The sequence below is a fragment of the Burkholderia sp. FW306-1C-G01B genome, from assembly GCF_058781685.1.
In genome coordinates, this window is the sequence record NZ_JBYSWZ010000017.1 from 136,053 (window position 1) to 161,867 (window position 25,815).

Annotated in this window: 22 protein-coding genes and 1 riboswitch; of the genes, 10 read left to right on the forward strand and 12 right to left on the reverse strand. The window is 71.0% G+C overall.

The window, feature by feature from the left end; all coding sequences use genetic code 11:
• Positions 1-3: 3 nt before the first annotated feature.
• The 5 genes from AC3WLY_RS29105 to AC3WLY_RS29125 form a co-directional block, all read right to left on the reverse strand.
• Complete coding sequence (locus AC3WLY_RS29105; protein ID WP_310142522.1) at positions 4-1,332, reverse strand: MFS transporter; 1,329 nt, start codon at positions 1,330-1,332, stop codon at positions 4-6.
• A gap of 156 nt (positions 1,333-1,488) precedes the next feature.
• A complete protein-coding gene (locus AC3WLY_RS29110) occupies positions 1,489-2,544 on the reverse strand; it encodes a beta-keto acid cleavage family enzyme (protein WP_492308846.1) in 1,056 nt (351 codons plus the stop codon).
• A 127-nt stretch (positions 2,545-2,671) separates the two neighbouring features.
• Positions 2,672-3,520: a TauD/TfdA dioxygenase family protein gene (locus AC3WLY_RS29115; protein WP_492308845.1), complete on the reverse strand. Its 849-nt coding sequence runs from the start codon at positions 3,518-3,520 to the stop codon at positions 2,672-2,674.
• 10 nt (positions 3,521-3,530) lie between these two features.
• Positions 3,531-4,511, reverse strand: a complete 981-nt coding sequence (locus tag AC3WLY_RS29120; protein WP_175961421.1) for a quinone oxidoreductase family protein — start codon at positions 4,509-4,511, stop codon at positions 3,531-3,533.
• Between the two features lie 18 nt (positions 4,512-4,529).
• Positions 4,530-5,447 (reverse strand): universal stress protein, encoded by a 918-nt coding sequence (locus AC3WLY_RS29125; protein ID WP_175961422.1) that lies wholly within the window; start codon positions 5,445-5,447, stop codon positions 4,530-4,532.
• 250 nt (positions 5,448-5,697) lie between these two features.
• On the opposite strand from AC3WLY_RS29125, the gene AC3WLY_RS29130 reads away from it, so the two are divergent.
• From AC3WLY_RS29130 to AC3WLY_RS29140, 3 genes are all read left to right on the forward strand, one after another.
• Positions 5,698-8,391: a winged helix-turn-helix domain-containing protein gene (locus tag AC3WLY_RS29130; protein ID WP_492332737.1), complete on the forward strand. Its 2,694-nt coding sequence runs from the start codon at positions 5,698-5,700 to the stop codon at positions 8,389-8,391.
• Between the two features lie 352 nt (positions 8,392-8,743).
• On the forward strand, positions 8,744-9,868 hold the full coding sequence (locus tag AC3WLY_RS29135) for a porin (RefSeq protein ID WP_310142532.1): 1,125 nt from the start codon (positions 8,744-8,746) through the stop codon (positions 9,866-9,868).
• 193 nt (positions 9,869-10,061) lie between these two features.
• Positions 10,062-10,766, forward strand: coding sequence for a glutathione S-transferase N-terminal domain-containing protein (locus tag AC3WLY_RS29140; protein WP_310142534.1), 705 nt, complete (start codon positions 10,062-10,064; stop codon positions 10,764-10,766).
• 114 nt (positions 10,767-10,880) lie between these two features.
• On the opposite strand, the gene AC3WLY_RS29145 is transcribed toward AC3WLY_RS29140, so the two are convergent.
• A complete protein-coding gene (locus AC3WLY_RS29145; protein ID WP_492309044.1) occupies positions 10,881-11,414 on the reverse strand; it encodes a MarR family winged helix-turn-helix transcriptional regulator in 534 nt (177 codons plus the stop codon).
• Positions 11,415-11,543: 129 nt separating this feature from the next.
• Between AC3WLY_RS29145 and AC3WLY_RS29150 the strand changes: the two genes are divergently transcribed.
• On the forward strand, positions 11,544-12,722 hold the full coding sequence (locus AC3WLY_RS29150) for an MFS transporter (RefSeq protein ID WP_492309045.1): 1,179 nt from the start codon (positions 11,544-11,546) through the stop codon (positions 12,720-12,722).
• 284 nt (positions 12,723-13,006) lie between these two features.
• Here the strand turns inward: AC3WLY_RS29150 and cobM are convergent, their stop codons facing one another.
• From cobM to cbiE, 4 genes are read right to left on the reverse strand one after another with little or no spacing between them, the layout of a single operon-like run.
• Entirely contained in the window at positions 13,007-13,735 is a 729-nt protein-coding gene (gene cobM / locus AC3WLY_RS29155) for a precorrin-4 C(11)-methyltransferase (protein ID WP_059789909.1), read from the reverse strand.
• A gap of 43 nt (positions 13,736-13,778) precedes the next feature.
• Positions 13,779-14,510: a cobalt-precorrin-6A reductase gene (locus AC3WLY_RS29160; RefSeq protein ID WP_175961428.1), complete on the reverse strand. Its 732-nt coding sequence runs from the start codon at positions 14,508-14,510 to the stop codon at positions 13,779-13,781.
• Positions 14,507-15,595, reverse strand: coding sequence for a cobalt-precorrin-5B (C(1))-methyltransferase (locus AC3WLY_RS29165; RefSeq protein ID WP_175961429.1), 1,089 nt, complete (start codon positions 15,593-15,595; stop codon positions 14,507-14,509). The genes AC3WLY_RS29160 and AC3WLY_RS29165 overlap by 4 nt, the downstream gene beginning before the upstream one ends.
• Positions 15,595-16,830, reverse strand: coding sequence for a precorrin-6y C5,15-methyltransferase (decarboxylating) subunit CbiE (cbiE, locus tag AC3WLY_RS29170; protein ID WP_492309093.1), 1,236 nt, complete (start codon positions 16,828-16,830; stop codon positions 15,595-15,597). Before cbiE ends, AC3WLY_RS29165 begins: the two co-directional genes overlap by 1 nt.
• A gap of 202 nt (positions 16,831-17,032) precedes the next feature.
• A riboswitch (cobalamin riboswitch) is annotated at positions 17,033-17,224 on the forward strand.
• Between the two features lie 108 nt (positions 17,225-17,332).
• Here cbiE and cobG point away from each other — a divergent pair.
• The 6 genes from cobG to AC3WLY_RS29200 all read left to right on the forward strand — a co-directional run bounded on the left by cobG (position 17,333) and on the right by AC3WLY_RS29200 (position 23,569).
• The gene (gene cobG, locus AC3WLY_RS29175) at positions 17,333-18,712 is read left to right on the forward strand and encodes a precorrin-3B synthase (RefSeq protein WP_492309094.1); all 1,380 of its coding nucleotides are present in this window, start codon (positions 17,333-17,335) and stop codon (positions 18,710-18,712) included.
• Positions 18,705-19,331, forward strand: coding sequence for a precorrin-8X methylmutase (locus AC3WLY_RS29180; protein ID WP_096470918.1), 627 nt, complete (start codon positions 18,705-18,707; stop codon positions 19,329-19,331). The genes cobG and AC3WLY_RS29180 overlap by 8 nt, the downstream gene beginning before the upstream one ends.
• The gene (locus AC3WLY_RS29185; protein ID WP_034184173.1) at positions 19,328-20,062 is read left to right on the forward strand and encodes a precorrin-2 C(20)-methyltransferase; all 735 of its coding nucleotides are present in this window, start codon (positions 19,328-19,330) and stop codon (positions 20,060-20,062) included. The genes AC3WLY_RS29180 and AC3WLY_RS29185 overlap by 4 nt, the downstream gene beginning before the upstream one ends.
• Entirely contained in the window at positions 20,059-21,768 is a 1,710-nt protein-coding gene (gene cobJ, locus AC3WLY_RS29190) for a precorrin-3B C(17)-methyltransferase (protein ID WP_310142548.1), read from the forward strand. The genes AC3WLY_RS29185 and cobJ overlap by 4 nt, the downstream gene beginning before the upstream one ends.
• Before the next feature lie 93 nt (positions 21,769-21,861).
• Positions 21,862-22,080, forward strand: coding sequence for a hypothetical protein (locus AC3WLY_RS29195; RefSeq protein ID WP_425133218.1), 219 nt, complete (start codon positions 21,862-21,864; stop codon positions 22,078-22,080).
• Positions 22,081-22,213: 133 nt separating this feature from the next.
• Positions 22,214-23,569 (forward strand): chitinase, encoded by a 1,356-nt coding sequence (locus AC3WLY_RS29200; protein ID WP_492309046.1) that lies wholly within the window; start codon positions 22,214-22,216, stop codon positions 23,567-23,569.
• Positions 23,570-23,745: 176 nt separating this feature from the next.
• On the opposite strand, the gene AC3WLY_RS29205 is transcribed toward AC3WLY_RS29200, so the two are convergent.
• The gene (locus tag AC3WLY_RS29205; protein ID WP_310142552.1) at positions 23,746-24,489 is read right to left on the reverse strand and encodes an IclR family transcriptional regulator; all 744 of its coding nucleotides are present in this window, start codon (positions 24,487-24,489) and stop codon (positions 23,746-23,748) included.
• Between the two features lie 53 nt (positions 24,490-24,542).
• Positions 24,543-25,709 carry an acyl-CoA dehydrogenase family protein gene (locus AC3WLY_RS29210; RefSeq protein ID WP_492309047.1) on the reverse strand — a complete coding sequence of 389 codons (1,167 nt, stop codon included), beginning with the start codon at positions 25,707-25,709 and terminating at the stop codon, positions 24,543-24,545.
• Between the last annotated feature and the right edge of the window lie 106 nt (positions 25,710-25,815).

Here is a 25,815-nt window from a genome sequence, read left to right on the forward strand (position 1 = left end):
GGTTCAGGAAAGGTGTGTCGCGCGCCGTTCGCGTTCGACGCGCGCGAGATCGGCCGCGTAGCTCGCGCGTCCGATCGCGAACAGCACGGCGGCCGCGAGCGGCACGACGGGAATCCATTGCAGTGCGCCGACGAGCCCGGCGCGATCGGCGACCCAACCCGTCAGCAGCGGGCCCGGCGCCATGCCGAGCAGGTTGTTGGCGAGCGTGAGCGTCGCGAACGCCGACGCGTGGATCGCGGCCGGCGTCAGGTTCGCGACCATCGCGCCCGATGCGCCGGACGCGCCCGCGCCAACCAGCATGCCCGCGCAAATCAGCGCGAGCTGCAGCGGCCCGGGCGGCAGCCGGAACGCGACCGCGAGGCAGATGCCCGCCAGCACGCAATACGCGATCGCGGTCAGCCATTTGCGCGAACCGTCGGCACGGCCGACGCGGTCGGTGACGATGCCGCAGCCGACCATCCCGACGCCCGCGAGCAGCACGAAGCCGGCCGCGAGCACGGCGGCACGGTCGGGCGCCATCGCGTAGTAGCGGTTCAGATAGCTCGGCAGCCACGCGAACAGCGCGCCCGGCACGAACAGGTGCAGCCCGCTGCCGAGATACGCGCAGATCACCGAACGCGACGCGAACAGCCCCGACATCAGCGCGCGCATGCTGCCGCGCAGGTCGCGCGGCGCATCGGCATCGCGCCGGCACGGCTCGACGCGGCAGGCAGCAAGCCGCCGTTCGGTCACCACGCAGCGATACGCGACGAGCAGCACGATGCCGAGCGCGGCCATCACGCCGAACGACCAGCGCCAGCCGAGATGCGCGCCGACCAGCCCGCCGAGCGCCATCCCGAACACGGAGCCGAACGCGCCGCCGGCCATGAACGCGCCGGTCAGCGTCGCGCGCAGGCGGGCCGGAAAGATGCTGAGGATCAGCGCGACGCCGACGCTGCCGTACGCGGCTTCGCCGAGCCCGACGAGGCCGCGCGCCACGAGCATTTCGGCGTAGTTGGTCGACAGCGCGCAGCCGAACGTCGCGACGCTCCATAACGCGGCCATCAGCACGATGCTGCGCACGCGCCCGAAGCGGTCGGCGAGCACCGACAGCGGAAAGGTCAGCAAGCCGACCAGCAGCGCGACGACGCCGGACAGCGAACCGAGCTGCGTGTCCGACAGGTTCCACGCATGCTTGAGCAGCGGAAACACCGCGTTGAGCACCTGCCGCGACATGTAGTCCGACAGCAGCAGGCCGACGGTCAGCCCGAACACGAGCCACGCGTACGCAGGCGCGCGCCGCTCGGTGGCCGTCAGGTCCTGCAGCGACGGCTCGACATGATGAATCAACATGCGTGTCTCCTCCGGCACCGGTGCGGCAACGCGCCGGCGCGGCTTGCGCGGCCCCGCTCCGTTCGGCGGAGCTTGCCTCGCGCGCTGCGCGAGGGTGGGTGCCGCACCACATCGATCGGCGGGCGGCGCTCGCGGGCCGCCCGGATGCGCGGCGCGTCAGGCCGCGCGCAGCGGCACGCTCACCTGGCCCGGCCGGCGGTTCGGCGCCATCCCGAGCTGCGCGAGCGTTTCGTCGATACCGTCGTACTGCACGCCGATCCGGTAGATCGCCTTCGCTTCCTTGCCGGTCGCGATGTCGCGGCCGAGTTCGCGCGCGATTCGCGCGCACTGCTCGACCTGCTGCACCGACGTCATCCGGTTGCCCTTCTGGTCGATGATCGTGTCCTCGATCCCGCAGCGCGGATGCAGGCCCAGCGCCATCGCGATCGTGTTGATCGGCAGCACGTTCTTCATCAGCGATTCGAGCGTGATGCACGCACCGTCCGGGCAGCGCCGCACGAATTCCATGAAGTTGTACGGATTCGGGCCGTCGAAGCCGCCGCCGATGCCGACCCACGTGACGTTCAGCGGGCCGCGATAGACGCCGCGGCGGATGATCCGTTCGAGCGTTTCGAGCGCGTGCATGCCGGTGAGCTGGAAATGCGGCTGGATGCCGGCCGCCTGCAGGCGCCGCAGATGTTCGTCGACCCAGCCGGGACCGGCCGGCACGGTCATCTCGCGGTACGCGTCCCAGTACGCGGTTTCGTTCAGCGACGTGCCGGCGATGTCGTTGCGGTTCATCAGCTCGGTGATGTTCATCTGCACGGTGTTGATCGCGACCGTCACCTGGTCGGGCTTCGGGCTCAGCTCGGCGAGCATGTGTCGCGTGTCGTCGGACAGCCATTTTGCTTCCGCGCCGTCGCCTTCCGGCGCGAACGAGATCGAGCCGCCCACCTGCAGGATCATGTCGGGCACGGCTTCGCGCAGCCGGCCGAGCAGTTCGTTGAACTTCGACAACCGCTTGCTGCCCTTGCCATCGAGCTCGCGCACGTGCAGGTGCAGCACCGTCGCGCCCGCGTTGTAGCAGTCGACGGCCTTCTTCACGTGCTCGTCCATCGTCACCGGAATGTCTTCCGGAAAATCGGCGGGCATCCATTCGGGGCCGTACGGCGCGACCGTGATGACTACCTTGTCCTGGTTTTCCGGGTGCAGCGAATCGTCGAGAAATTGCATGTCGTCCTCCAGTGGAAATCGTTGTATTCGGGTTGTGTCCGGGCGTACGGGCGTGCGTATCCCGCCGCGCCGGGCGGCGGGCCCGGCGCGTTGCATGGGTTGCGAATCGGTTACGGTGCGGGCGCGCTCAGAACGGCACGTCGCCGACGATGCCCGCGCGCTCCATCCTGCGGACGCACGGCGGGTAGTCCATCACCGCGTAATGCTGGGTGCTGCGGTTGTCCCAGATCGCGACGCTGTTTTTCTTCCAGCGCCAGCGCACCTGGTATTCGGGGATAGTGGCCTGGCTGATCAGGTATTGCAGCAACTGGCCGGCGCCGGGGTTCGCGTCCTGCCCGAAACGCACGCGCTCCGGCGTATGGAAATTCGTGAAGTGCGTCGCGAACGCATTCACGTACAGCACCTTCTCGCCGGTTTCGGGATGCGTGCGCACGACCGGATGCTCGGCGTCCGGATACTGCGCCTTCAGCGCGAGGCGCTTGTCGATCGGCATCGCCGCGCCGAAGCTCGCCTCGATGCTGTGCCGCGCGCGCAGCCCGTCGATCTGCGGCTTCACGTGTTCCGGCAGGCGCTCGTACGCGAGCACCATGTTCGCCCACATCGTGTCGCCGCCAACCGGCGGACCTTCGATGCAGCGCAGCACGCAGCCGAACGGCGGCGCCACGCGCCAGCTCGCGTCGCTGTGCCACGCATTCTCGTAGCGGTCGTTCGGCTGGTCGGGCGACTTGTAGATCCGCACGAGCCCCGGGTGCTCGGGATCGCTGCCGGCGACCGGATGATCCTCGAGCTCGCCGAAGCGCCGCGCGAACGCGACGTGCTCGGCGCGCGTGATGTCCTGGTCGCGCAGGAACAGCACGCGATGCCGGAGCAGCTGCGCGCGGATCTCGGCGAACAGGCCGTCGTCGTGCACGGCATCGGCGAGGCTCACGTCCAGCAGTTCCGCGCCGATCGCGCAGGTCAGGGGTTCGACTCGCATGCGCGCCTCCTCAGACGATGAACACCGACGAACCGGTCGTCCTGCGCGATTCGAGATCGCGGTGCGCCTGCGCGGCGTCCTGCAGCGCATAACGCTGGTTGATCTCGATCCGGATGCGGCCGGCCGCGACATGCGCGAACAGCTCACCGGCCAGGTCGTTCTTCTCGGCAGGATCGGCGATGTAGTCGGCCAGCGCCGGGCGCGTCAGGTACAACGAGCCCTTCATCGCGAGGCGTTGCGGATCGAACGGCGGGATCGGGCCCGACGCGGTGCCGACGCACACCATCAGCCCGCGCCGCTTCAGCGAATCGAGCGAGCCTTCGAAGGTGTCCTTGCCGACGCTGTCGAACACGACGTCGACGCCCGCGCCGTCCGTCAGTTCGCGCACGCGCTTCGCGACATCCTCGCGGCTGTAGTCGATCGTATGGTCGCAGCCGTGCGCGCGGGCGATGTCGGCCTTGCGTTCGCTGGACACGGTGCCGATCACCGTGAGCCCGAGCAGCTTCGCCCATTGCGACACGATCAGCCCGACGCCGCCGGCGGCCGCGTGCAGCAGCAGCGTGTCCCCCGGCGCGAACGCGTGGATGCGGCGCAGCAGGTAGGCCGACGTCAGGCCGCGCATCGTCATCGCCGCGGCGGTGTCGCACGCGATGCCGGCCGGCAGCCGGATCAGCGGCGCGGCCGGGATCAGCCGTTCGGTGCTGTACGCACCGAGCGTGTTGATGAAGCCCGTGTAAGTCACGCGATCGCCGGCTGCGACGTTCGTCACGCCGGGGCCGACGGCTTCGACCACGCCGGCCGCCTCGACGCCGATGCCGGACGGCAGCGGAACCGGATACAGGCCGCTGCGGAAATAGGTATCGGCGAAGTTCAGGCCGACCGCCTCGTGCCGCAGGCGCACCTGGCCGGGTCCCGGGTCGCCGACGGCGACTTCTTCCCAGCGCAGCACGTCGGGGCCGCCGGTTTCGTGGAATCGCACTGCATGTGCCATCTTGTTCTCCGTATGGTGTCAGTCGGATGCGCGTCGCGCATCGTCGGGTTCGTTCGCGCCCGGCGGCGTCGCGGCTGCGCCAGCCACCTGCGGCTCGTCCAGTTCGGCCCAGTCGGCGTCGGCCAGGTAGCGCCGCGCGGCCGGGAAAATCACGCCTTCCATCCGCCCCATCTGCTCGAACGCGCCGTGTGCATAGCGCGCGAGCGCCGTGTCGAACGCGGCCGACGGCAGCCCGTCCACGGCGATTCGCGCCAGTGCGTCGAGCGCTTGCGCGTCGCGCTGCCGCTGGCGGTCGAGTTCGTCCAGCTCGGCCGCGACGCACTCCGCACGGGCGCGCAATGCCGCGAACAGCCGCGCTTCGGCAGCCGTGCCGAACCGCGCGTGCTGCAGCGCGGCGAGCGACGCCAGCACACCCTGCGCGTCGACTGCTTGCCGCCGCGGTCCGTTCGCGGCATCGCCGCACCCCATCAGCGCTTGCAGCAGCACGCCGACCGCGCGATGTGCATCGAGACAGCGCGCCATCACGCGCGCCTCGGCCGACGAACGCTGCGACGTGCATACGAGCACCGGCACGCCGCTCGTCGCCAGCAGGCGCCGCCGCTGCGCGCAGGTTGCCGCATCGGCGTCGTGCGGCAGCGCCGCGACGCCGATCAGGTCGCAACCGAGTTCGCCGGCGAGCGTGCCGGGCGATGCGTCGCCGGCCGCCGGGTGGCCGGCCCCCGCGATCGCATGGGACAAGCCCTGCGCCCGGGCAGCGGCTTCCACTTTCGCACCGTGTTCCGGCAGCCGCGCTCCGGATAAACGCGAGTCCGGCGCGGCGCCGGGCAGCACGAACGTGACCCGCGCGCCGACCGCACGGGCCAGTTCGAGCGCATGGCCGATCGCGTCGATGCCGCCGGGCGCGCCGTCGACCGTCACGAGCAGATGGCGGTACATCGCGCCGCTCCGCTTATCCGGCGGTCGGCGCGCCGCACAGCGCGCCGGTCGATACGATCTTCATGGGTGCCCTCCTTGTGGTGTTCGTCATTCGTCATGCATCGGAACCCATGCTATCGGCGCGGCGCCGGCGCGGCCCCACTCGTCGCGGGGGGGATTGACGCGCGAACGCGGTTCGACCGATCCTTGCCCCCACGCCCACCCCGGACGCTGGCCCGCACGGCACCGCCGGATTCCGACTGCTGCCCCGATGGCCCACCCACCCGATCGCGCCGACGCGCCCCCCACCGAACTGGTCCTGAAAACGACCGCGCCGCGCGTGCCGGCGCAGTTGCTCGCCCGTGCGCGGCTGAGCCTCGCCGCACCGGCGTTCGACGGCCGTCCGGTCACGCTCGTGCAGGCGCCGGCCGGCTACGGCAAGACGTCGCTGCTTGCGCAATGGCGCCGCGAATACCTCGCGCTCGGCCGCGCGGTCGTGTGGCTGTCGGCCGACGAGCGCGACGACGCGCCGCGGCTGCTGCAGGGGCTCGTGCAGGCGGTGCGCACCGGCTGCGCGCGGCCCGGCTTCGGACGCCTGATCCCGGGCGGCGCGGCGCGCGCGCTGGACGGCCTGACCGCGTGGCTGGCCGAGGTCGCGCAACTGTCGATCGACGCGCTGCTGATCGTCGACGACGCGGAGCGCCTGCCGGCCGCCGGCCTCGACGCGCTGACCTACGTGCTGCACAACGCGCCGCAAAACCTGCATGTGGTCGTCGCGGCGCGGCGCGGGCTCGATCACGCGGCCGGCGACCTGCTCGCCGGCGGGCAATGCACGCTCGCGGGCCCCGACTGGCTGCGCTTCACGCTCGACGAGACGATCGCGCTGGTCGGCGCGCGCTTCGCGCAGCGCGTCGACGCCGATGCGTGCGCGCGGCTGTTCGAACGCGTCGACGGCTGGCCGCTCGGGCTGCAGCTCGCGATGGCCGCGATGGCGCGCTCGGCCGATCCGCGCCAGGCGGTCGACGCGCTCGCCGCACGTATGGACGACACGCGCGACCGGCTCGTCGAGCTGCTGCTCGCGAACCTGTCGGCCGACGACACCGCGTTCCTGACACGCACGAGCGTCGCCGATCGGCTGCATCCGTCGCTGTGCGCCGCGCTGCTCGACGACGCTGGCGCGCCCGATCGTCTCGCGCGGCTCGCGCGCGACACGCCGCTGTTCATTGCATCGGACGATTCGGACTGGTGCCGGCTGCATCCGCTCGTGCGCGACACGCTGCGCGACCGCCTGGCCGCGGGCCCGGACGCGGAGCGCAGCGTGCTGCATGCGCGCGCGGCCGCGTGGCTCGACACGCACGGGATGACCGAGGAAGCGGCGCGCCACGCGTATGCGGCCGGCCAGGTCGAGACCGCGTATGCGCTCGCGCAGCGCTGCCTCGAGGATGCGATCAAGCAGGGCCGCATCAACGACGTGCTCGACTGGCTCGCGCTGCTGCCCGACGCGGAGCTCGACAAGCGCCCGACGCTGCGGATCGCGGTCGCATGGGCGCTGGCGCTCGGTGAGCGCCATGTCGAGGCGCAGCGCCAGATCGCGGGCATCCTGGCCGACTCCGGCACGCCGGCCGCGATGCGCTACGAATGCGCGCTGATCCTCAGCGCGGCCGCGTATTACGCCGATGAAATCGACCGTTTCGTCGAACTGTTCGAACCGTGGGCCGACTTCACGCCGCCGGCGGCGACGTGGCTCGCGCAGATGCACGCGAACCGGCTGTCGGCGCGCGCGATCATCGTCGGCGAACCGGCGCAGGCGCGCCGCTTCCAGCAGGCCGCGCCGCGCGGCGAGACGGCGGCCGGGTTCGGCTACGTCGCGCGCTGGGGCGAGCTGATCACCGGCCTGAGCTACCTGCGCGAAGGCCAGATCCGGCTCGCGGACGACGCGCTGTCGCCGGCGCTGGCGCGCGCGGAAGCCGATCTCGGCCGCCGCCATCCGCTGACCTGCATGCTCGCGGCGATGTGCGCGGCGATCGCGTACGAGGCCGACCGCGTCGACCAGGCCGCCGCGCTGCTCGCGAACCGGCTCGACGTGCTCGAACACGCGGGCACGCCCGACACCGTGCTGCTCGGCTATCGCACCGCCGCGCGCATCGCGCTGCTGCGCGGCGTCGAGCACCGCGCGATCGACCTGCTCGAGGCGCTCGACGCGATGGGCGTCGCGCGCCGGCTGCCGCGCCTGTCGGTCGCGAGTCTCGCCGAGCAGGTGCGCATTCACGCGGCCCGCTATCGCGAGGCGACCTGCCATGCGCTGGTCGAGCGCATCGACGCGATCGCCGCGGCCGAGTTTCCGTCGCACGGGCCGCTGTGGCGGCGCCCCGTCGTGCTGCTGCAGGCGACCGCGCATGCCGGCGCGGCGCTCGCCGCGCGCCGCTGGGACGACGCAAGCGCCGCGCTCGACGAAGCGGCCGTGCTGGCCCGCGAAATGAGCATGGGGCGCGAGCGCATCGAGATCATGGCACTCGGCGCGTTCGCGCTCGAACAGTCGGGCGGCAGCGGCCGCGCACTGCTCGACGAGGCGATGAACCTCGCGGACATGTTCGGGCTCACACGTACGCTTGCCGACGCGCATCCGGCCGTTGCCGACTGGGCCCGCCGCGTCGGAGACGAGGCGGCCGCCGGCGACGGCCCCGCGCGGCACGCGCTGCCGCAGCCGCGCATCGTGCCGCCCGCGCCGCGCGGCGCCGCCAGCCCGCGCGCAGTGCCGAGCGTCGTGCTGACGCCGAAGGAGCGCGCGATTCTCGAATTGCTCGCGCGCAATCTGTCGAACAAGGAGATCGCGGTAGCGCTCGCCGTCGGCGAGGAAACCGTGAAGTGGCACCTGAAGAACCTGTTCGGCAAGCTCGACGCCAGCTCGCGCAAGCATGCGGTGCGCCGCGCACTGGTGCTCGGGCTGCTTGAAAGCGCACCTTGACGCTGGCCTGAAACGGCCTGTTCCACCCGCATTGCGGCGTCGTTCGTCGTTGCAATAGCTGCGGCTATCGCGCCTCCCCTCTCCTTGCACGCGCCCACAGGAAGTCCCCTTGGGGGACGGGCTGAAACGCACGTTCGCAAGCCCGTTATTGGCATGAGCAGACCCTAACCCTTTCGATTCTCCGCAACCCTGCCCCCCGCGCATGGGGGGGAGCGGCCGCCCGCCGTTGCGTAGTCTTTCCGCACGGCTCGCGCCGGCGTCGCATCCCGCGCCTTCCCGCCTGCCCCGATGCTTCCCCGCTTCGCCCGGCCGGGCTCGATCCCGGCCGGTCCAATACGACCCTGGAGACTTCATGAAGACGAAACTGGCCGCGCTCGCGGCGCTTGCCGGCTGTTCGGCGCTCGCGCACGCGCAATCCTCCGTCACGCTCTACGGCGTGGTCGACACGGGCCTGCTGTACCAGAGCACGTCGGCCGCGTCGTTCAGCCCGACCGCGCCGAATACCGGCAAGGTGTTTCGCATGAAGGACGGCGGCATCTATTCGAGCTTCTGGGGCATCAAGGGCAGCGAGGACATCGGCGGCGGCTACAAGATCAACTTCAAGCTTCAGGGTTCGTTCGACAGCGGCACCGGCAAGCTGCAACTGAGCGACACGCCGGGTGCCGTCGCGATCTTCAACCAGGTCGCGTCGCTCGGCGTGTCGGGCCCGTTCGGCACGTTCACGGCCGGCCGCCAGATCGTGCCGATGATCTACGCGATGGCCGACACCGACGTGCGCAACGCGCAGTTCTTCGGCAGCGTGCTGACCGCGTGGCTCGGCCTGAACACCGCGGCCGGCTGGCCGGGGACCAGCACCAACGGCGCGATCGGCGCGCTGTACGACAGCAATGCGCTCGTCTACCAGTCGCCCACGTTCGCGGGCGCGTCGATCGCGCTCGAATATGCGCCGGGCGGCGTCGCCGGGCAGTTCCAGGGCGGCACGCGCGAATCCGTCGTGCTCAGGTATGCGAACTACGGGCTGAATGCGTCGGCCGTCTACTACAACGGCCACGACACGAATCCGGCACCGGGCGTCGCGCCGACCGGCGTCGACAACAACCGCTTCATCTACGTCGGCGCGAAATACACGATCCGCGATTTCTCGGTGTCGGCGTCGTACGGCAACGGCAGGAATCCTGCGCACGCGGACCGGATGAACCTCGACATGCTGTCGGCAGGCGTCGGCTACCGCTTCACGCCCGCGCTGCAGGTCACCTCCGCCGTGTACTACCTGAAGGACCGCAACCGTTCCGAGAACCGGTCGACGGCGGTCGTGCTCGCGGCCGACTACAGCCTGTCGAAGCGGTCGATGGTCTATGCGCAGGTCGGCCGCGTGAACAACCGCGGCACGATGGGCCAGATGCTCGTATACGGGCAGCCGGTCGCGCCGGGTGTCGGCACGACGGCCGCGATGGTCGGGCTGCGGCACAGCTTCTGACGATGCGATGACCTGACGCGGAACGGGCGACGCGGCACCCGGGTACGAACCCCGGCCGCCGCCTGCATCGATTCCGGGGATCGGCTACAGTGGGCGTTTTTCGGCGCGGCCCGCCGCCCGCCGTGTCGAGCCCCAGGCGCGACACGCAGCGATACGGCGGACGCGGATCATCCACTTCGACGAGCGAACCTCCATGCCCGACCTGTCCGCCTTCCCGATCACGCAAAAGTGGCCGGCCCAGCATCCCGACCGTCTCCAGCTGTACTCGCTGCCGACGCCGAACGGCGTCAAGGTGTCGATCATGCTCGAGGAAACCGGCCTGCCGTACGAGCCGCATCTCGTGCGCTTCGACACGAACGACCAGTTGTCGCCCGCGTTCCTGTCGCTGAACCCGAACAACAAGATCCCGGCGATCATCGATCCGAACGGCCCCGACGGCAAGCCGCTGCCGCTGTTCGAATCGGGCGCGATCCTGATCTATCTCGCGGACAAGACCGGCCAGCTGATCCCGAAGGATCTCGCCGGCCGCTACGAGACGATCCAGTGGGTGATGTTCCAGATGGGCGGCATCGGCCCGATGTTCGGCCAGGTCGGCTTCTTTCACAAGTTCGCCGGCCGCGACTACGAGGACAAGCGTCCGCGCGACCGCTACGTCGACGAGTCGAAGCGTCTGCTCGGCGTGCTCGACGCGCATCTCGCGAACCGCAAGTGGATGATGGGCGACACGTACACGATCGCCGACATCGCGATCTTCCCGTGGGTGCGCAACCTCGTCGGCTTCTACGAAGCGGGCGATCTGGTCGGCTTCGGCGAATTCCGGCACGTCGCGCGGGCGCTCGACGCGTTCGTCGCGCGTCCGGCCGTCGCGCGCGGGCTCAATATCCCGGCACGCAGCTGACCGGCGACGCGGGCGCGCCGTGTGCGGCCCGCGATAATCCGCGCAGCCCGCCGCATTGCGCGGCGGGTGTCGCTTCTTTCCGTTCGGCGCGTTCGCGCCCGCCGTTCGCCGACGTTACTTTCGTCCCGACCCTTCCGACCCTTCCGGTCGTTCCGGCGCTCCGTCGGCCAGCCCCGCCAGCAACTTTCCGAGCAATTGCGACAACTGCGCCTGTTCCGCGTCCGACAGCGCGGCCAGCAGCGCGCGCTGGTTGTCGATATGCGCGACAACTGCTTCGTCGATCAGCGCGCGGCCGGTTTCCGTCAGCGCGACGAGCGTGCCGCGCCCGTCGGCCGGGTTCGGCCGGCGCTCGACCCAGCCGGCCTTCTGCAGCCGGTCGATGCGCGCGGTCATCCCGCCCGACGACATCATCAGCGCGTCGTACAGCGCGGTCGGCGTCAGCGCGAACGGCGCACCGCTGCGCCGCAGCGTCGCGAGCACGTCGAATTCACCCGGCTGCATCCCGTAGCGCGCAAACAGCGGATTGAGACGGTCGCGCGCGATCACCAGCGCGACTTCCTGCAGCCGCCCCATCACGACCATCGACGACGCGTCGAGATCCGGACGCTCGGCGCGCCATTGCGCGAGCGCATGCGCGGCTCGATCCATTAACCCTCCTCGGCTCACCAGTTATCTTGACGTCGAGATAAATCGGCATTTATCTTGATGCCGAGATACTTTACATGAAAACGCACGGCGCCCGGACGGACGCCGTGCACCGATACAGAGGGCCTGTCGATGAATCGTTTCACTTCCCCCGGATGGCGGCTCGCCGCCATCGTGCTCGTCGGGCTGAACCTGCGGCCGGCGCTCGCCGCCGTCGGCCCGCTGCTCGACATGATCCAGCGCGCGACCGGCATCGGCGACGGCGCGGCCAGCCTGCTGACGACGATCCCGATCCTGCTGATGGGGCTCGGTGCGCTGAGTGCGCGGCGCCTGCAGCGCGTGACGGGCATCGCGGGCGGCGTAGGGCTCGGCGTCGCGCTGATCGGGCTGGCCTGCGTATCGCGCATCGGCGCGCAGCACGCGTGGCTGCTGCTCGCGAGCGCCTGCTGCGCGGGCGTCGGGATCGCGATGGTGCAGGCGCTGCTGCCCGGTTTCGTAAAGGCGCATTTCGCGACACGCGTCGGCGGCGCGATGGGCGTCTATTCGACGTCGATCATGGGCGGCGCGGTGCTCGCGAGCGTCGTCGCGCCGTTCGCCGCGGCGCGCTGGGGCTGGCTCGCCGCGCTCGCGGGCTGGGCGCTGCCGGCCGCGGTGGCCGCGCTAGCATGGCCGCTGGCCAGCCGCGGCGGCGATGCGCTCGCCGCCGGGCCGGCTTCGGCATCGACTGCGCAGCCGTCGCGTTCGCCGCGCGCATGGCGGCTCGCGCTGTTCTTCGGGATCGCGACGGGCGCGTACACGCTGGTGCTCGCGTGGCTGCCGCCGTACTACATGCGGCTCGGCTGGTCGCCGACGGCGGCCGGCAGCCTGCTCGGCGGCGTGACGCTCGCGGAAGTCGTCGCGGGGCTGACGATCTCGGCGACGATCGACCGCCTGCCCGATCGCCGGCCCGCGCTGCATGCGGCGATCGCGTCGCTGTTCGTCGGGTTGCTGGCGATGCTGGCCGCGCCCGAAGCGCTCGCCTTGCCGGCCGCGCTGCTGCTCGGCGCGGGAATCGGTGCGCTGTTTCCGCTGTCGCTGATCGTCACGGTCGACCATGTGGCGACGCCGGCCGACGCCGCAGCGCTGACGGGGTTCGTGCAGGGTGTCGGCTACCTGATCGCCGGGTTGTTCCCGTTCGCGGCCGGCGTCGTGCGCCAGCATCTCGCGGACCTGACGCCCGCGTGGGTGGCGATGGCGTGCCTGTGCGTCGTGCTGTTCGCGCTGGCGGCGGGTTTTGCGCCGCGGCTCGCGCGGCGTGTTGCGAGTGCTTAGGCGGTCGGCCGCACGTCAGCCGCTCGTTTCCCGCTCCGATGGCAACCGTCGATAGGCACGCATCGCCGCAACTCGCACGCGTCTTCGTCGCACGGCCGGCACCCCCGGATCGCGGGCTGCACGTCGTCGGCCAGTGCGCCGATCAGTTGTTCGCAGATCGGCATGAGGCATGGGTTGCGAACGCGGTTCGACCGTCATCGTGCGCGTGATGTCCGCGATCGCCGATCCGCGTGCGACGCGCACCTGCGCGAACGTCGCGCCGCACTCCGGCCGGCGCAGCGTGATCAGCCCGCGCTCGCGTACAACGTCGAATCCGCGAACCCTTCGGCGTCGAGCACGCGCCCGATCAGGATCAGCGCGGTGCGCTCGATCTGCGTGCCCTGCACCTTGCCGACGATGTCGGCGAGCGTGCCGGTCACGCGTTCCTCGTCGGGCCAGCTCGCGCGATAGATCACCGCGACCGGGCAATCGGCGCCGTAATGCGGCAGCACTTCGTCGACGATGCGCGCGAGATGGCGCACGCCGAGATGGATCGCGAGCGTCGCGCGGTGCGCGGCGAGCGAGCCGAGCGCTTCGCCTTCCGGCATCGTCGTCTTGCCCGCGAAGCGCGTGAGGATCACCGTCTGCGCAACGCCGGGCAGCGTCAGCTCGACGCCGAGCGTCGCCGCGCACGCGGCCGTGGCCGTCACGCCCGGCACGATTTCGTACGGAATCCCGAGCGCCTTCAGCCGGCGGATCTGCTCGCCGATCGCACCGTACAGCGACGGATCGCCCGAATGCACGCGCGCGACGTCCTGCCCTTTCGCATGCGCGGCGGCGAGCAGCGCGACGATCGCGTCGAGGTCGAGTTCGGCCGTATTGACGACCTGCTCCGCGCGATGGCCGTCGAGCACGGCCGCCGGCACCAGCGAGCCCGCATACAGGATCACCGGGCAGGTGCGCACGAGGCGTTGGCCCTTCACCGTGATCAGCTCCGGGTCGCCGGGGCCCGCGCCGATGAAATACACCGTCATCGAAAAATCTCCGTCAATTCGTTGGACGATCGGCCGCGCGGCGTCACGCGCGCGCGGCCGGATCGAGTGCGTCGACCAGCGCGGCGGCCGAGTCGAACGTGCGGTCGGCGTCGGGCAACGGCGGCCGCCGCAGCATCACGACCGGCAGCCTGCGTTCGCGCGCGACGTCGAGCTTGGCCTCGGTGGCCGCACCGCCGCTGTTCTTGCTGACGACGACGTCGATCCCCATCAGCGCGAACAGCGCGCGCTCGCCGTCGAGCGTGAACGGCCCGCGCGCGGCAACGATCTGCGCGTGCGCGTTGCCGGGATGCGCGTCGAGGCAGCGCACGAGCCAGAACTGGTGCGGCGGAATCGCATCGAGATGCGCGAGCGGCTCGCGGCCGAGCGTGAACAGCGGCCGCTTGAACGGCGCGAGCGCGGCCTCGATGCCGGCCCAGTCGTCGACCATCCGCCAGTCGTCGCCGGGTTGCGGCACCCATGGCGCGCGGCGCAGCGCCCACAGCGGCACGCCCGCGTCGCGCGTCGCGGCAGCGGCATTCGCGCTGATTTGCGCGGCATACGGATGTGTCGCGTCGATCACGAGGCCGATGCCGGCGCTGCGCAGATACGCGGCCAATCCGGCGGCGCCGCCGAAACCGCCGACGCGCACGTCGCAGCGCAGGTCGTCGGGCACCTTGCCGAGGCCGGCCAGGCTATACACGTGATGCGGGCCGAGCGCGCGCGCGATTTTCAGCGCATCGCCGGTGCCGCCGAGCAGCAGGATGCGCGCGCTCATCGCGCCTGCCCGACGAAGCGGCCCTGCCGGTCGATCGCGAACATCTCGACGGCGACCGAAGGCGGCACGATATCGCGCGCGACGCGCAGCGCCTGCGCGCAGACGAGATCGCCGAGCGGCACGCCCGCGGCCAGCGCCAGCTTCAGCGCCTCCTGGCTCGTGTTCGCGGCGCGCATCGCGGCCTGCAGCGCATCGCTCGCACCGGCCTCGGCCGCCCACTGCGCGAGCAGCGGCAGGTCGATGCTCGAATGGCGGCTGTGCAGGTCGAGGTGGCCGGCCGCGAGCTTGCTGAGCTTGCCGAAGCCGCCGCACATCGACAGCCGCGCGACCGGCGCGCGCCGCAGATGCTTGAGCACCGCGCCCGCGAAATCGCCCATCTCGACCAGCGCCATGTCGGGCAGGTGGTAGTGCGCGCGCATCGCGTCTTCGCTCGTGTTGCCCGTGCACGCGGCGATATGCTGGATGCCGTTCGCGCGCGCGACGTCGATGCCCTGGTGGATCGACGCGATATAGGCCGAGCACGAGAACGGCCGCACGATGCCGGTCGTGCCGAGGATCGACAGCCCGCCGACGATGCCGAGGCGCGGGTTCATCGTCTTCAGCGCGAGCGCTTCGCCGCCTTCGACGCCGATCGTCACGTCGAAGCCGCCCGTGTAGCCGTGCTCGGCCGCCAGCGCGTCGAGGTGCGTCGTCATCATCTGGCGCGGCACCGGGTTGATCGCCGGTTCGCCGACCGGCAGCGTCAGCCCCGCACGCGTGACCGTGCCGACGCCCGGCCCCGCGTGAAAACGCACGCCGGGCGCCGCCGCGAGCGCGACGCGCGCGAAGATCAGCGCGCCGTGCGTGACGTCGGGATCGTCGCCGGCATCCTTGATCGTGCCGGCTTCGGCGCCGTCGGCCGTGATCCGGCAGAACTCGAGCCGCATCATCACGCGCTGCCCCTTCGGCAGCACGATCTCGACCGCATCGTCCGCGTGGCCCGCGAGCAGCAGGCGCGCGGCCGCGAGCGACGTCGCGGTCGCGCAGCTGCCGGTCGTGTAGCCGAAGCGCAGCGGTGCGTGCTGTTCGGGGGTTTCGTCGCGCATCACGCGTCCATCGGGTTCGACGGTCCGGCCGCGTCGGGCTTGCGCACGTCGTACAGCGTGACCGGCAACGGCTGCCGCCAGGTATCGAAGCGGCCGAGCGGCTCCGCATGCGCGAGCGACACCCGCGTGAGCGTGCCGCCGTGCACATCGCGCCATGCGGCGAGCGCCATCTCGCCCTGCAGCGTGACCGCGTTCGCGACCAGCCGGCCGCCGGGTTTCAGCGACGACCAGCACGCGTCGAGCACGCCGGGCGCCGTCGCACCGCCGCCGATGAAGATCGCATCCGGCGCGGCGAGCCCGGCGAGCGCGTCGGGTGCGCGCCCCGCGATGAGTTGCAGGCCCGGCACGCCGAGCGCGTCGCGGTTGTGCTCGATGTAGCGCTGCCGCTCCGCATGCGCTTCGATCGCAATCGCCTGGCATGACGGATGCGCACGCATCCATTCGATGCCGATCGAGCCGCTGCCGGCGCCGACGTCCCACAGCAGCTCGCCGGGCGCGGGCGCGAGGCGCCCGAGCGTCACCGCGCGCAGGTCGCGCTTGGTGAGCTGGCCGTCGTGGCGGTACGCATCGTCGGGCAGGCCGGGCGTGAGCGCGCGGCGCGGCGCGTCGGGGCCGGCCTGGCAGTCGAGCGCGACGAGATTGAGCGCGGCCGTTTCGTCGACGTTCCAGTCCTGCGCGAGGCCGTCGACACGCCGCTCGAGCGGGCCGCCCAGATGTTCGAACACGCTGATGCGCGTCGGCCCGAAGCCGCGTGCGGCGAGTTCGGCCGCGACGGCGGCCGGCGTGCGGCCGTCGGCGCTCAGCACGAACAGGCGCCGGCCCGGCAGCAGGTGGCGCGCGAGCGTCGCGAGCGGACGCCCGACGAGCGATACCGCGCCGATATCCTGCAGCGCCCAGCCGAGGCGCGCGGCCGCGAGCGACAGCGACGACGGCGCGGGCAGCACGCGCCATTCGTCGGGGGAAAGCTCGCGCGCGAGCGTGGCGCCGACGCCGAACAGCATCGGGTCGCCGCTCGCGAGCACGCAGACGGGCGACGGGCGACGCGCCAGCACGCCCGCGACGTCGAACGGCGACGGCCACGTTTCGCGCGCGGCCGGCAGCCGTGCGGGCAGCATGTCGAGATGCCGCTGCGCGCCGACGACGAGCGTCGCGTCGAGCAGCGCGCGCCGCGCGCTGCGTCCGAGCCCCGCGTAACCGTCGTCGCCGATGCCCACTACCGTCAGCCACGCCGTCATGCACCCTTCCCCATCGTTCGATTCCATCGTGTCGCCGCGCGGCCGAAAAAGGGCCGGCGCAGCCGTCCGCATTGCGAAAGACGGCATGGTACCGTGTTCCATCCCGCGTTTCACCTGCCGGCCCGCCGGCGCCGGGCCAACCCCCGCTTCGTCCGCCGAGAACGGCTTTCCGGTCGCGAATTGCGGTCGAAATCGGGTATCCTACGGCCGTTCGTTCGCCGGTGCCCTTCGGGGCCGAAGAGGGAACACAGGGCGCGCCGCGCGCCGCTGTGGCTGCCCCCGCAACTGTAGACAGCGAGCCGATCTCCCCCCTCACGCCACTGGTTCGACCGGGAAGGCCGGGAGCCGGCGCCGACCTGTCAGCCAGGAGACCTGCCGGCCAGAAAGTGCGTGCGTGCCAGTCGGCGTCGGGCGGGGTGTACCGATGCGTTGGCCCGCGGCGCGACACTGTCCCGATACCCCGTTGAGTTCCGCCCCCGATTCGATTCCTGCGTCGCCCGTCGTGCGCCCGTCGGCCTGCCCGGGGCTCGTGCGCGTCGTCGCGGCCGCCGATGGCGGGCTGTGCCGGATCAAGCTGCCGGGCGGCCGGCTCGACGCGCGCCAGGCGCGTGCGATCGCCGCCGCCGCGCGCGCATACGGCTCCGGCGCGATCGACGCGACCAATCGTGCGAATCTCCAGCTACGCGGCATTCGCGACGGCGCGGCCGACGCGCTGACGCGCGCGTTGCTCGACGCGGGGCTCGGCCCGCGCGCCGATGTCACCGCAAAATCGACCGCGGACGCAATCGCCGATGCGGCCGCACTCGCCGCGAGCGACGACGTCCGCAATGTCATGCTCAGCCCGCTCGCCGGACACGACCCCGCCGCGCTCGTCGACAGCCGCGCGCTCGCCGTTCCGCTGCTCGACATGCTGGCCAGCGAGCCGCGCCGCGGCGAGCTGTCGCCGAAATTCGCGATCCAGCTCGACGGCGGCGAATCGGTCGCGGCGCTCGATCATCCGCACGACATCTGGCTCGCCGCATGGCGCCGCGACGACGGCGTGGTGCGCATCGCGGCCGGGCTGGCCGGCTGCCCGCCGGTCGCATTCGATGACACGCCTGCTTCGGTCGATGTGTCGCCCGACCAGAGCGTCGCGCTCGTCCGCGCGCTGCTGCTCGCGTTCCTCGATCTCGCGCCGGCCGACGTCACGCGGATGCGTGCGCTGCTCGCGACGTGCGGCGAACGGGCGTTGCTCGAACGCGCGCAGCACTACCTGCCCTTCCCGCTCGCGGCCGATCCCGCGCTCGCCGGCTGGCGACGCACGCGTTCCGACGCCGCACTGCGTTTCGGCGCGCGCTTGTCGCTCGACGCGGCGCGCTGCAGCGTCGGCGCGCAATTCGTGCTCGGGCGGCTTGATGCGACGCAGCTGGAACGGCTCGCCGCACTGGCCGAAGCCGACGGCGACGGCACGCTGTCGATGACGCCGTGGCAAGGCGTGTTCATCCACGGCGTGTCGCACGCACGCGCACCGGCCACGCTCGATGCGCTCGCGGCGCTCGGCCTCGTCTGCGCATCGTCCGACCCGCTTGCGACGCTCGTCGCGTGCACCGGCAGCGCGGGCTGCGCGAAAGCGCACGCCGACACGAAACGCGACGCGCTCGCGCTCGCCGCACGCATCGGCCATCCGGTCGACGTGCACCTGACCGGCTGCGAGCGCCACTGCGCGCTGCCGCATCCCGCTGCGCACACGCTGGTCGCGGTGGCGCCCGCGCACTACGACCTTTACCGGCGCGACGCCGCCGCGGGCCTCGGCGCCCCGCTCGCGCGCCATCTGACGATTGACCAGGCCGCGGCCCGACTGACGGGCGCACGGCATAGCCAGGACACCACCACCGATGCTTGACTACATTCGCGACGGACAGGAAATCTACCGCCAGTCGTTCGCGACGATCCGCGCCGAGGCCGACCTGTCGCAGGTTCCGCCCGATCTCGAGAAACTCGCGGTGCGCGTGATTCACGCGTGCGGGATGGTCGACGTCGTCTACGACCTGCGCTTCTCGGCCGGCGCCGGCACCGCGGGCCGTACGGCGCTCGCGGCCGGCGCGCCGATCCTGTGCGATGCGAAGATGGTTGCCGAAGGCATCACGCGCGCGCGGCTGCCGGCCGGCAATCCCGTGATCTGCACGCTCGGCGAGCCGGAGGTGCCCGACCTCGCGCGCCATCTCGGCAACACGCGCTCGGCCGCCGCGCTCGAACTGTGGCGCCCGCATCTCGCCGGCAGCGTCGTCGTGATCGGTAACGCGCCGACCGCGCTGTTCCACCTGCTCGACATGATCGACGCCGGCGCGCCGCGCCCCGCGCTGATCCTCGGATTCCCGGTCGGCTTCATCGGCGCGGCCGAATCGAAGGCGATGCTCGACGCCGACAGCCGCGGCGTGCCGTACGTCGCGCTGCTCGGCCGGCGCGGCGGCAGCGCGATGGCCGCCGCCGCGGTCAACGCGCTCGCGACGGAGGTCGAATGACGACCGCGCGCGGACGCCTGTTCGGGGTCGGCGTCGGCCCCGGCGACCCCGAACTGATGACGATCAAGGCGCTGCGCGTGCTGCAGGCCGCGCCCGTGGTCGCGTATTTCGTCGCGAAGGGCAAGAAAGGCAATGCTTACGGCATCGTCGAAGCGCACCTGCTCGACACGCAGACGCAGCTGCCGCTCGTCTATCCGGTGACGACCGAGGCCTTGCCGCCGCCGCTCTGCTACGAGACGGTGATCGCCGACTTCTACGATACGGCCGCGGAAATCGTCGCGGCGCACCTCGACGCGGGCCGCGACGTCGCGGTGATCTGCGAAGGCGACCCGTTCTTCTACGGCTCGTACATGTACCTGCACGACCGCCTCGCACCGCGCTACGACACCGAGGTCATCCCGGGCGTGTGCGCCATGCTCGGCGGCACGGCCGTGCTCGGCCAGCCGCTCGTCTATCGCAACCAGAGCCTGTCGGTGCTGTCGGGCGTGCTGCCCGAGCACGAGCTGCGCGCGCGGCTCGCGCAGGCCGACGCGGCCGTCGTGATGAAGCTCGGCCGCAATTTCGACAAGGTGCGGCGCGTGCTCGACGAACTCGGGCTCGCGAAGCGCGCGTTGTATGTCGAGCGCGCGACGATGGCGAGCCAGCGCATCGTGCCGCTCGACGAAGTCGACCCGATGGCGTCGCCGTATTTCTCGCTGCTCGTCGTGCCGGGGGAAAAATGGCAAGGATGACGACTCCGCCCGCGATCGTGATTCTCGGCGCGGGTGCGCTCGACACCGCACGGCGCATCCAGGCGCGCTACCCGGGCGCCCGCGTGCACGGGCTCGCGTCGCGCGTCGATGCCGACGAGCCGTTCGACGAACTCGGCGCGCACCTGCGCGAACTCTATGCGCGAGGCTTGCCGATCGTCGCGCTGTGCGCCGCCGGCATCGTGATTCGCTGCGTCGCGCCCGCGCTGGCCGACAAGGGCGTCGAGCCGCCGGTGCTCGCGGTCGCGGAGGACGGCTCGGCCGTCGTGCCGCTGCTCGGCGGGCTGACGGGCGTCAACGCGATCGCGCGCGAAATCGCCGATTGGCTCGGCGTCGCGCCGGCGATCACGACGAGCGGCGAACTGCGCTTCGGCGCGTGCGTGCTCAATCCGCCCGAAGGCTATGCGCTCGCCGATCTCGCGCAGGGCAAGCGCTTCGTGTCCGACCTGCTCGCGGGCGCGTCGACGCGCATCGACGGCGCGGCGCCGTGGCTCGACGACGTCGCGCTGCCGCGCGACGACGCAGCCGCGCATGCGATCCGCGTGACGCCCGAAGCGTGGCGCGGCACGCAAGACGAACTCGTGATCCATCCGCGCAGCGTGGTGGTCGGCGTCGATGCGCAAACCGTGCACGCGGACGAAGCGCTCGCCGCGCGCATCGAAGCCGCGCTCGACGCACAAGGCTTCGCGCGGCTGGCGCTCGCGGCCATCGTCGCGCCGGCGTCGGCAATCGGCGAAACCATGCTGGAGGAAGCGGCGCAAACGCTCGGCGTGCCGCTGCGCTTCGTCGATGTCGACGGTGACGCGCAAGCCGATGCGGCCACGCTGCTCGGCCGCGCATTGCGCGTCGCGCACACGCTGCACGCAGCGTCGAACGGGCTCGCGTGCGCGGTCGCATCGCGTCCGGTCGATCCCGCCACGCTGGGCCGTGCACGCGGCCGCCTGACGGTGCTCGGCCTCGGCCCGGGCGCCGCCGCGTGGCTCACGCCGGCCGCGCGCGCCGCGCTCGCGGAGGCGACCGACATCCTCGGCTACACGACCTACGTGAACATGGCCGGCCCGTTCCGGGCGGACCAGCGCGTGCACGGCACCGACAATCGCGAGGAGATGCAGCGCGCGCGCCATGCGTTCGAGCTCGCGGCCGAAGGCCGGCGCGTCGCGGTCGTGTCGTCGGGCGACCCCGGCGTGTTCGCGATGGCCGCGGCCGTGCTCGAAGCGCTCGACGAATCTCGCGATCCGCAATGGGCCGCGGTCGACCTGCGCGTGGAACCCGGCGTATCGGCGTCGCTCGCGACCGCCGCACAGGCCGGCGCGCCGCTCGGCCACGACTTCTGCGCGATCTCGCTGTCGGACAACCTGAAGCCGTGGGACGTGATCGAGATGCGCCTGCGGCATGCGGCGCAAGCCGATCTCGTGATGGCGTTCTACAACCCGATTTCGCGTGCGCGGCCGTGGCAGCTCGACCGCGCGCTCGATGTCGTGCGCGCGCATCGTGCGGCCGATACGGTGGTCGTGCTCGGGCGCGACATCGGCCGGCCGGGCGCGACGCTCGCGACGACGACGCTCGGCGCGCTGCGCAGCGACCAGGTCGACATGCGCACGATGGTGATCGTCGGCTCGTCGACCACACGGCGTTTCGCGATCGACGGCGGACGCGAGTGGGTCTATACGCCGCGCTGGTATCGCTGAGCGCGGTCGGCGCGTGAACCGGGGCAGCGCACGTCGGCATGCCCGGGCGTCATCCATGTACCGATCGCCGGTGCGCATTCGGTCGAGCAGATCGTGTCGTGGAGCGAGCCGTTTGCGTCGGTGTGCGTCGAACGCTTCGTCGCGCTGGCCCGCTCGCTGGTGCAGCCTGTATCGGCTAACGCAACGTTAGCGACGTTAGCGACGCGCATCGGGCTTCGTGCAATCAGCACGATCGATCGGGAAAATCGTCCGCCGATGCATTACGGAACGGTGTCGAATCGGCAAGATCGTTACGTATCGGAAATCAAATAACAAAAAGAACTCCTGACCATTCACTATTCGGCACGAATCCTCCAAGATGGGCACGCCGCCGGCCGGCATGTCCGGTCGTCCGCCCGGCGGCGATACGCGGGCCAGCGTATCCCTCTTCCACTTGGAGAACAGAATGAACAACAACGTGTTGCAGCGTTTCATCCCGCGCGCGCTTGCCGCGGGCTGTCTGCTCGCCGCCGCGAGCGCGTCCCACGGCGCCGGCGTCTATGCGCCTTTCGTCGACGTGACGCTCTATCCGACGCCGCTCGTCGACCAGATCGGCGTCCGGCAAGGCATCCAGCAGTTCACGCTCGCGTTCGTGGTCGCGGGCAGCGGCTGCGCGCCGTCGTGGGGCGGCGTGCAGCCGATCGGCAACGGCGCGAGCGGCGGCCTGCTCACCGCGCTGTCGACGTCGATCGCGAGCTACCGCGCGAAAGGCGGCGAAGTCGCCGTGTCGTTCGGCGGTGCGAACGGCACGCCGCTGATGCAGGCCTGCTCGACGGTTCCCGCGCTGAAGACCGCCTACCAGACGGTGATCGACACATACGGCCTCACGCATATCGACTTCGACATCGAAGGTGCGTCGCAGCAGGACACCGCCGCGGTCGCGCGCAACTTCCAGGCCGTCGCGCAACTGCAGTCCGACTATGCGGCGAAGGGCAAGCCGCTGCACGTCACGCTGACGCTGCCGACGATGCCGACCGGGCTCACGCAGGACGGCGTGAACGTCGTCGACGCGGCGATCGCGAACAAGACAACGTTCGATGCCGTGAACCTGATGACGATGGACTACGGCCCCGCGAACATCGACATGGGCGCGGCCGCGATCGGCGCCGCGCAGGCGCTGTATTCGCAGCTCGACACCGCGTTCAAGTCGGCCGGCCAGCCGAAGACCGGCGCGCAACTGTGGCAGATGGTGGGGGTGACGCCGATGATCGGCGTGAACGACGTGCAGGGCGAGACCTTCACGCTCGCGAACGCGCAAAGCGTGCTGAACGCGGCGGTCAATAACGGCTACGGGTTCTTCGGCAACTGGTCGGTCGGCAGCGACCAGCCGTGCCCGAACAACGGCGCGTATGCGTCGCCGACCTGCTCGGGCGTCGCGCAGCAGCCGTATGCGTTCGCGGCGATTTTCCGCAAGCTCGACGGCAAGTGGGGCGCGGGCGTCACGCAGGACCCGAACTACGGCGGCGGCTCGGACGGCGGCACGCCGCAGCCGGGCGCGCCCTGGGCGGCCGGCCAGGTCTATACGGCCGGCGCGACGGTCACCTACCAGGGCACGACCTATCAGGCGCAATGGTGGACGCAGGGCGACGTGCCCGGCCAGGCGGCCGTGTGGAAGCCGGTCGGCGGCGGCTCGCCCGTATGGTCGGCCACGACCGCCTACCAGGGCGGCACGTGCGTGATGTACCAGGGCGCGAAATACTGCGCGAAATGGTGGACCCAGGGCGACAACCCGAGTGCCGGCGGCGTGTGGGTGAAGTCGTGATGGCGCAACGCGCCGGCGCATGATGCGCGGCGAGCCGTTTCCGGCGCGGCAGGAGCGAATGCCGGAACGGCTCGTCATGCTTCGCCATGAAAAGCACCCCAAAGCTTGGATCGGTGCCCGACTTTTGCGGTGCAGTTCAGACGCTGGCCCGCTACTGGCCCTCGCGTGCCGCTACCCTACCCGCGCGCGTTTTCGGCCAGCAGTCGCGCCTTCGCGTCGACGAGCAGCGCCGCATGCGCGTCGCGATGCTGACGAATCCGCTCGGTCGGCCCGACGACCGACAGCCCGTACCAGTCGCCGTCGAGCGTCAGCGCGACCGCGATCGCCGACAGCTCGGGCGCGCTTTCGCCGAAGTTCTCGGCCCAGCCGAGTTCGCGAAACCGTGCGGTTTGCGCGACGAGCGCCGGCAGGTCCGCGACCGTCGCGTCGGTGAAGCGCTCGAACGGCAACTGCGCGCCGAGCGCCTGCTGCGCATCGCCGGCGAGTTCCGCGAAGATCGCCTTGCCGATCGAGTTCGCGTGCAGCGGGCGCAGTTCGCCCGGCTGGCGCGTATAGCGGATCGCCTGCTCCGATTCGACGACGTCGAGGTACGTGACCGACGAACCCTGGATCTTGCCGAGCACGGCTGTCTCGCGGCTCGCGTCGCGCAGCGCGACGAGATGCGGATGCACGATGTCGACGACGGGATCGGTCGCATCGATCGCGGCGGCGATCGTCTGCAGGCGCCGCGTCGGGTAGTAGCCGCCGCGCTTGCGCACTTCGTACAGGTAGCCGCGGCTCACGAGCGTGCGCGCCATCGCGAGGCAGCTCGACGCCGGCACGTTGAGCAGGCGCGCGAGTTCGGTCAGCGGCAGCGGCCGCCGTTCGGCGGCGAACAGCTCGAACAGGTCGAGCGTGCGGGCAACGAGTTTGACGTCCATGACGAGCGCTTGATTCGGAACGGGAAACCGCGCGCCGGGCGGGCCGCCGCGCGTCAGTACGACTTCGGCAGCCCGAGCACCTTCTCCGCGATATAGCACAGGATCAGTTGCGGACTCACGGGCGCGAGCCTCGGAATCATACACTCGCGCAGGTAGCGCTCGACATGGTATTCCTTCGCGTAGCCCATTCCGCCGTGCGTCGCGATCGCCGTCTGGCACGCGTGGAACGCGGCTTCCGCGCCGAGGTATTTCGCCGCGTTCGCCTCCGCGCCGCACGACTGCCCCGCGTCGTAGCGCGTCGCGGCCTTCATCACCATCAGCCACGCGGCCTCGAGCTGCATCCACGCCAGCGCGAGCGGATGCTGGATCGACTGGTTCTGCCCGATCGGCCGGCCGAATACGACGCGCTCGCATGCATACTGCGTCGCGCGGCGCAGCGCGGCCTGCCCGAGCCCTATCGCCTCCGCGGCGATCAGGATCCGTTCGGGATTCAGCCCGTGCAGCAGATAGCGGAAGCCGTCGCCTTCGCTGCCGATCAGGTCGTCGCGTGACACGCGCAGGTTGTCGATGAACAGCATGTTCGAATCGACGGCCTTGCGGCCCATCTTCTCGATCTCGCGCACCTCGACGCGCGAACGGTCGAGGTCGGTATAGAACAGGCTCAGCCCGTCGGTCGGCTTCGCGACCTGGTCGAGCGGCGTCGTACGCGCGATGATCAGCATCTTGTTCGCGACCTGTGCGGTCGAGATCCAGATCTTGCGCCCGCTCAGCACGTAATGATCGCCGTCGCGGCGCGCCTGCGTGGTCAGGTGCGTGGTGTCGAGGCCCGCGTCGGGCTCCGTCACCGCGAAGCACGCCTTGTCGCGCCCGGCGATCAGCGGCGGCAGGAAGCGCGCCTTCTGCACGTCGTTGCCGAACACCTGCACCGGGTTCAGCCCGAAGATATTCATGTGGACGGCCGACGCGCCGGACAGGCCGGCACCCGATGCGCTGATCGTGCGCATCATCAGCCCGGCCTCGGTCATCCCGAGCCCGGCGCCGCCGTGGGCCGGGTCCATCGCGATGCCGAGCCAGCCGGCCTCGGCGAGCGCCGCGTGGAAATCGGCCGGAAACCCGCCCGCGCGGTCGCGTTCGAGCCAGTAGTCGTCGCCGAAGCGCGCGCAGATTTTCTCGATCGCGCTTTCGATCGCGCGCTGGTCCTCGGTCAGGTCGAATTGCATGGACTGCTCTCCCGGAAAACGTGAACGGCCGCGCCGTTCTCAAGAAAACGCCGGGCCGCCCGAAGGAAGTCCCGTCGGGGGACCTGGCGCGAAGCGACAGGTCTGG

What these genes read in the sequence shown, in the direction of transcription:
- AC3WLY_RS29105 (WP_310142522.1), bottom strand. Translation starts at nt 1,332, where the DNA reads ATGTTGATTCATCATGTCGAGCCGTCGCTGCAGGACCTGACGGCCACC.
- AC3WLY_RS29110 (WP_492308846.1), bottom strand. Translation starts at nt 2,544, where the DNA reads ATGCAATTTCTCGACGATTCGCTGCACCCGGAAAACCAGGACAAGGTA.
- AC3WLY_RS29115 (WP_492308845.1), bottom strand. Translation starts at nt 3,520, where the DNA reads ATGCGAGTCGAACCCCTGACCTGCGCGATCGGCGCGGAACTGCTGGAC.
- AC3WLY_RS29120 (WP_175961421.1), bottom strand. Translation starts at nt 4,511, where the DNA reads ATGGCACATGCAGTGCGATTCCACGAAACCGGCGGCCCCGACGTGCTG.
- AC3WLY_RS29125 (WP_175961422.1), bottom strand. Translation starts at nt 5,447, where the DNA reads ATGTACCGCCATCTGCTCGTGACGGTCGACGGCGCGCCCGGCGGCATC.
- AC3WLY_RS29130 (WP_492332737.1), top strand. Translation starts at nt 5,698, where the DNA reads ATGGCCCACCCACCCGATCGCGCCGACGCGCCCCCCACCGAACTGGTC.
- AC3WLY_RS29135 (WP_310142532.1), top strand. Translation starts at nt 8,744, where the DNA reads ATGAAGACGAAACTGGCCGCGCTCGCGGCGCTTGCCGGCTGTTCGGCG.
- AC3WLY_RS29140 (WP_310142534.1), top strand. Translation starts at nt 10,062, where the DNA reads ATGCCCGACCTGTCCGCCTTCCCGATCACGCAAAAGTGGCCGGCCCAG.
- AC3WLY_RS29145 (WP_492309044.1), bottom strand. Translation starts at nt 11,414, where the DNA reads ATGGATCGAGCCGCGCATGCGCTCGCGCAATGGCGCGCCGAGCGTCCG.
- AC3WLY_RS29150 (WP_492309045.1), top strand. Translation starts at nt 11,544, where the DNA reads ATGAATCGTTTCACTTCCCCCGGATGGCGGCTCGCCGCCATCGTGCTC.
- cobM (WP_059789909.1), bottom strand. Translation starts at nt 13,735, where the DNA reads ATGACGGTGTATTTCATCGGCGCGGGCCCCGGCGACCCGGAGCTGATC.
- AC3WLY_RS29160 (WP_175961428.1), bottom strand. Translation starts at nt 14,510, where the DNA reads ATGAGCGCGCGCATCCTGCTGCTCGGCGGCACCGGCGATGCGCTGAAA.
- AC3WLY_RS29165 (WP_175961429.1), bottom strand. Translation starts at nt 15,595, where the DNA reads ATGCGCGACGAAACCCCCGAACAGCACGCACCGCTGCGCTTCGGCTAC.
- cbiE (WP_492309093.1), bottom strand. Translation starts at nt 16,830, where the DNA reads ATGACGGCGTGGCTGACGGTAGTGGGCATCGGCGACGACGGTTACGCG.
- AC3WLY_RS29180 (WP_096470918.1), top strand. Translation starts at nt 18,705, where the DNA reads ATGCTTGACTACATTCGCGACGGACAGGAAATCTACCGCCAGTCGTTC.
- AC3WLY_RS29185 (WP_034184173.1), top strand. Translation starts at nt 19,328, where the DNA reads ATGACGACCGCGCGCGGACGCCTGTTCGGGGTCGGCGTCGGCCCCGGC.
- cobJ (WP_310142548.1), top strand. Translation starts at nt 20,059, where the DNA reads ATGACGACTCCGCCCGCGATCGTGATTCTCGGCGCGGGTGCGCTCGAC.
- AC3WLY_RS29200 (WP_492309046.1), top strand. Translation starts at nt 22,214, where the DNA reads ATGAACAACAACGTGTTGCAGCGTTTCATCCCGCGCGCGCTTGCCGCG.
- AC3WLY_RS29205 (WP_310142552.1), bottom strand. Translation starts at nt 24,489, where the DNA reads ATGGACGTCAAACTCGTTGCCCGCACGCTCGACCTGTTCGAGCTGTTC.
- AC3WLY_RS29210 (WP_492309047.1), bottom strand. Translation starts at nt 25,709, where the DNA reads ATGCAATTCGACCTGACCGAGGACCAGCGCGCGATCGAAAGCGCGATC.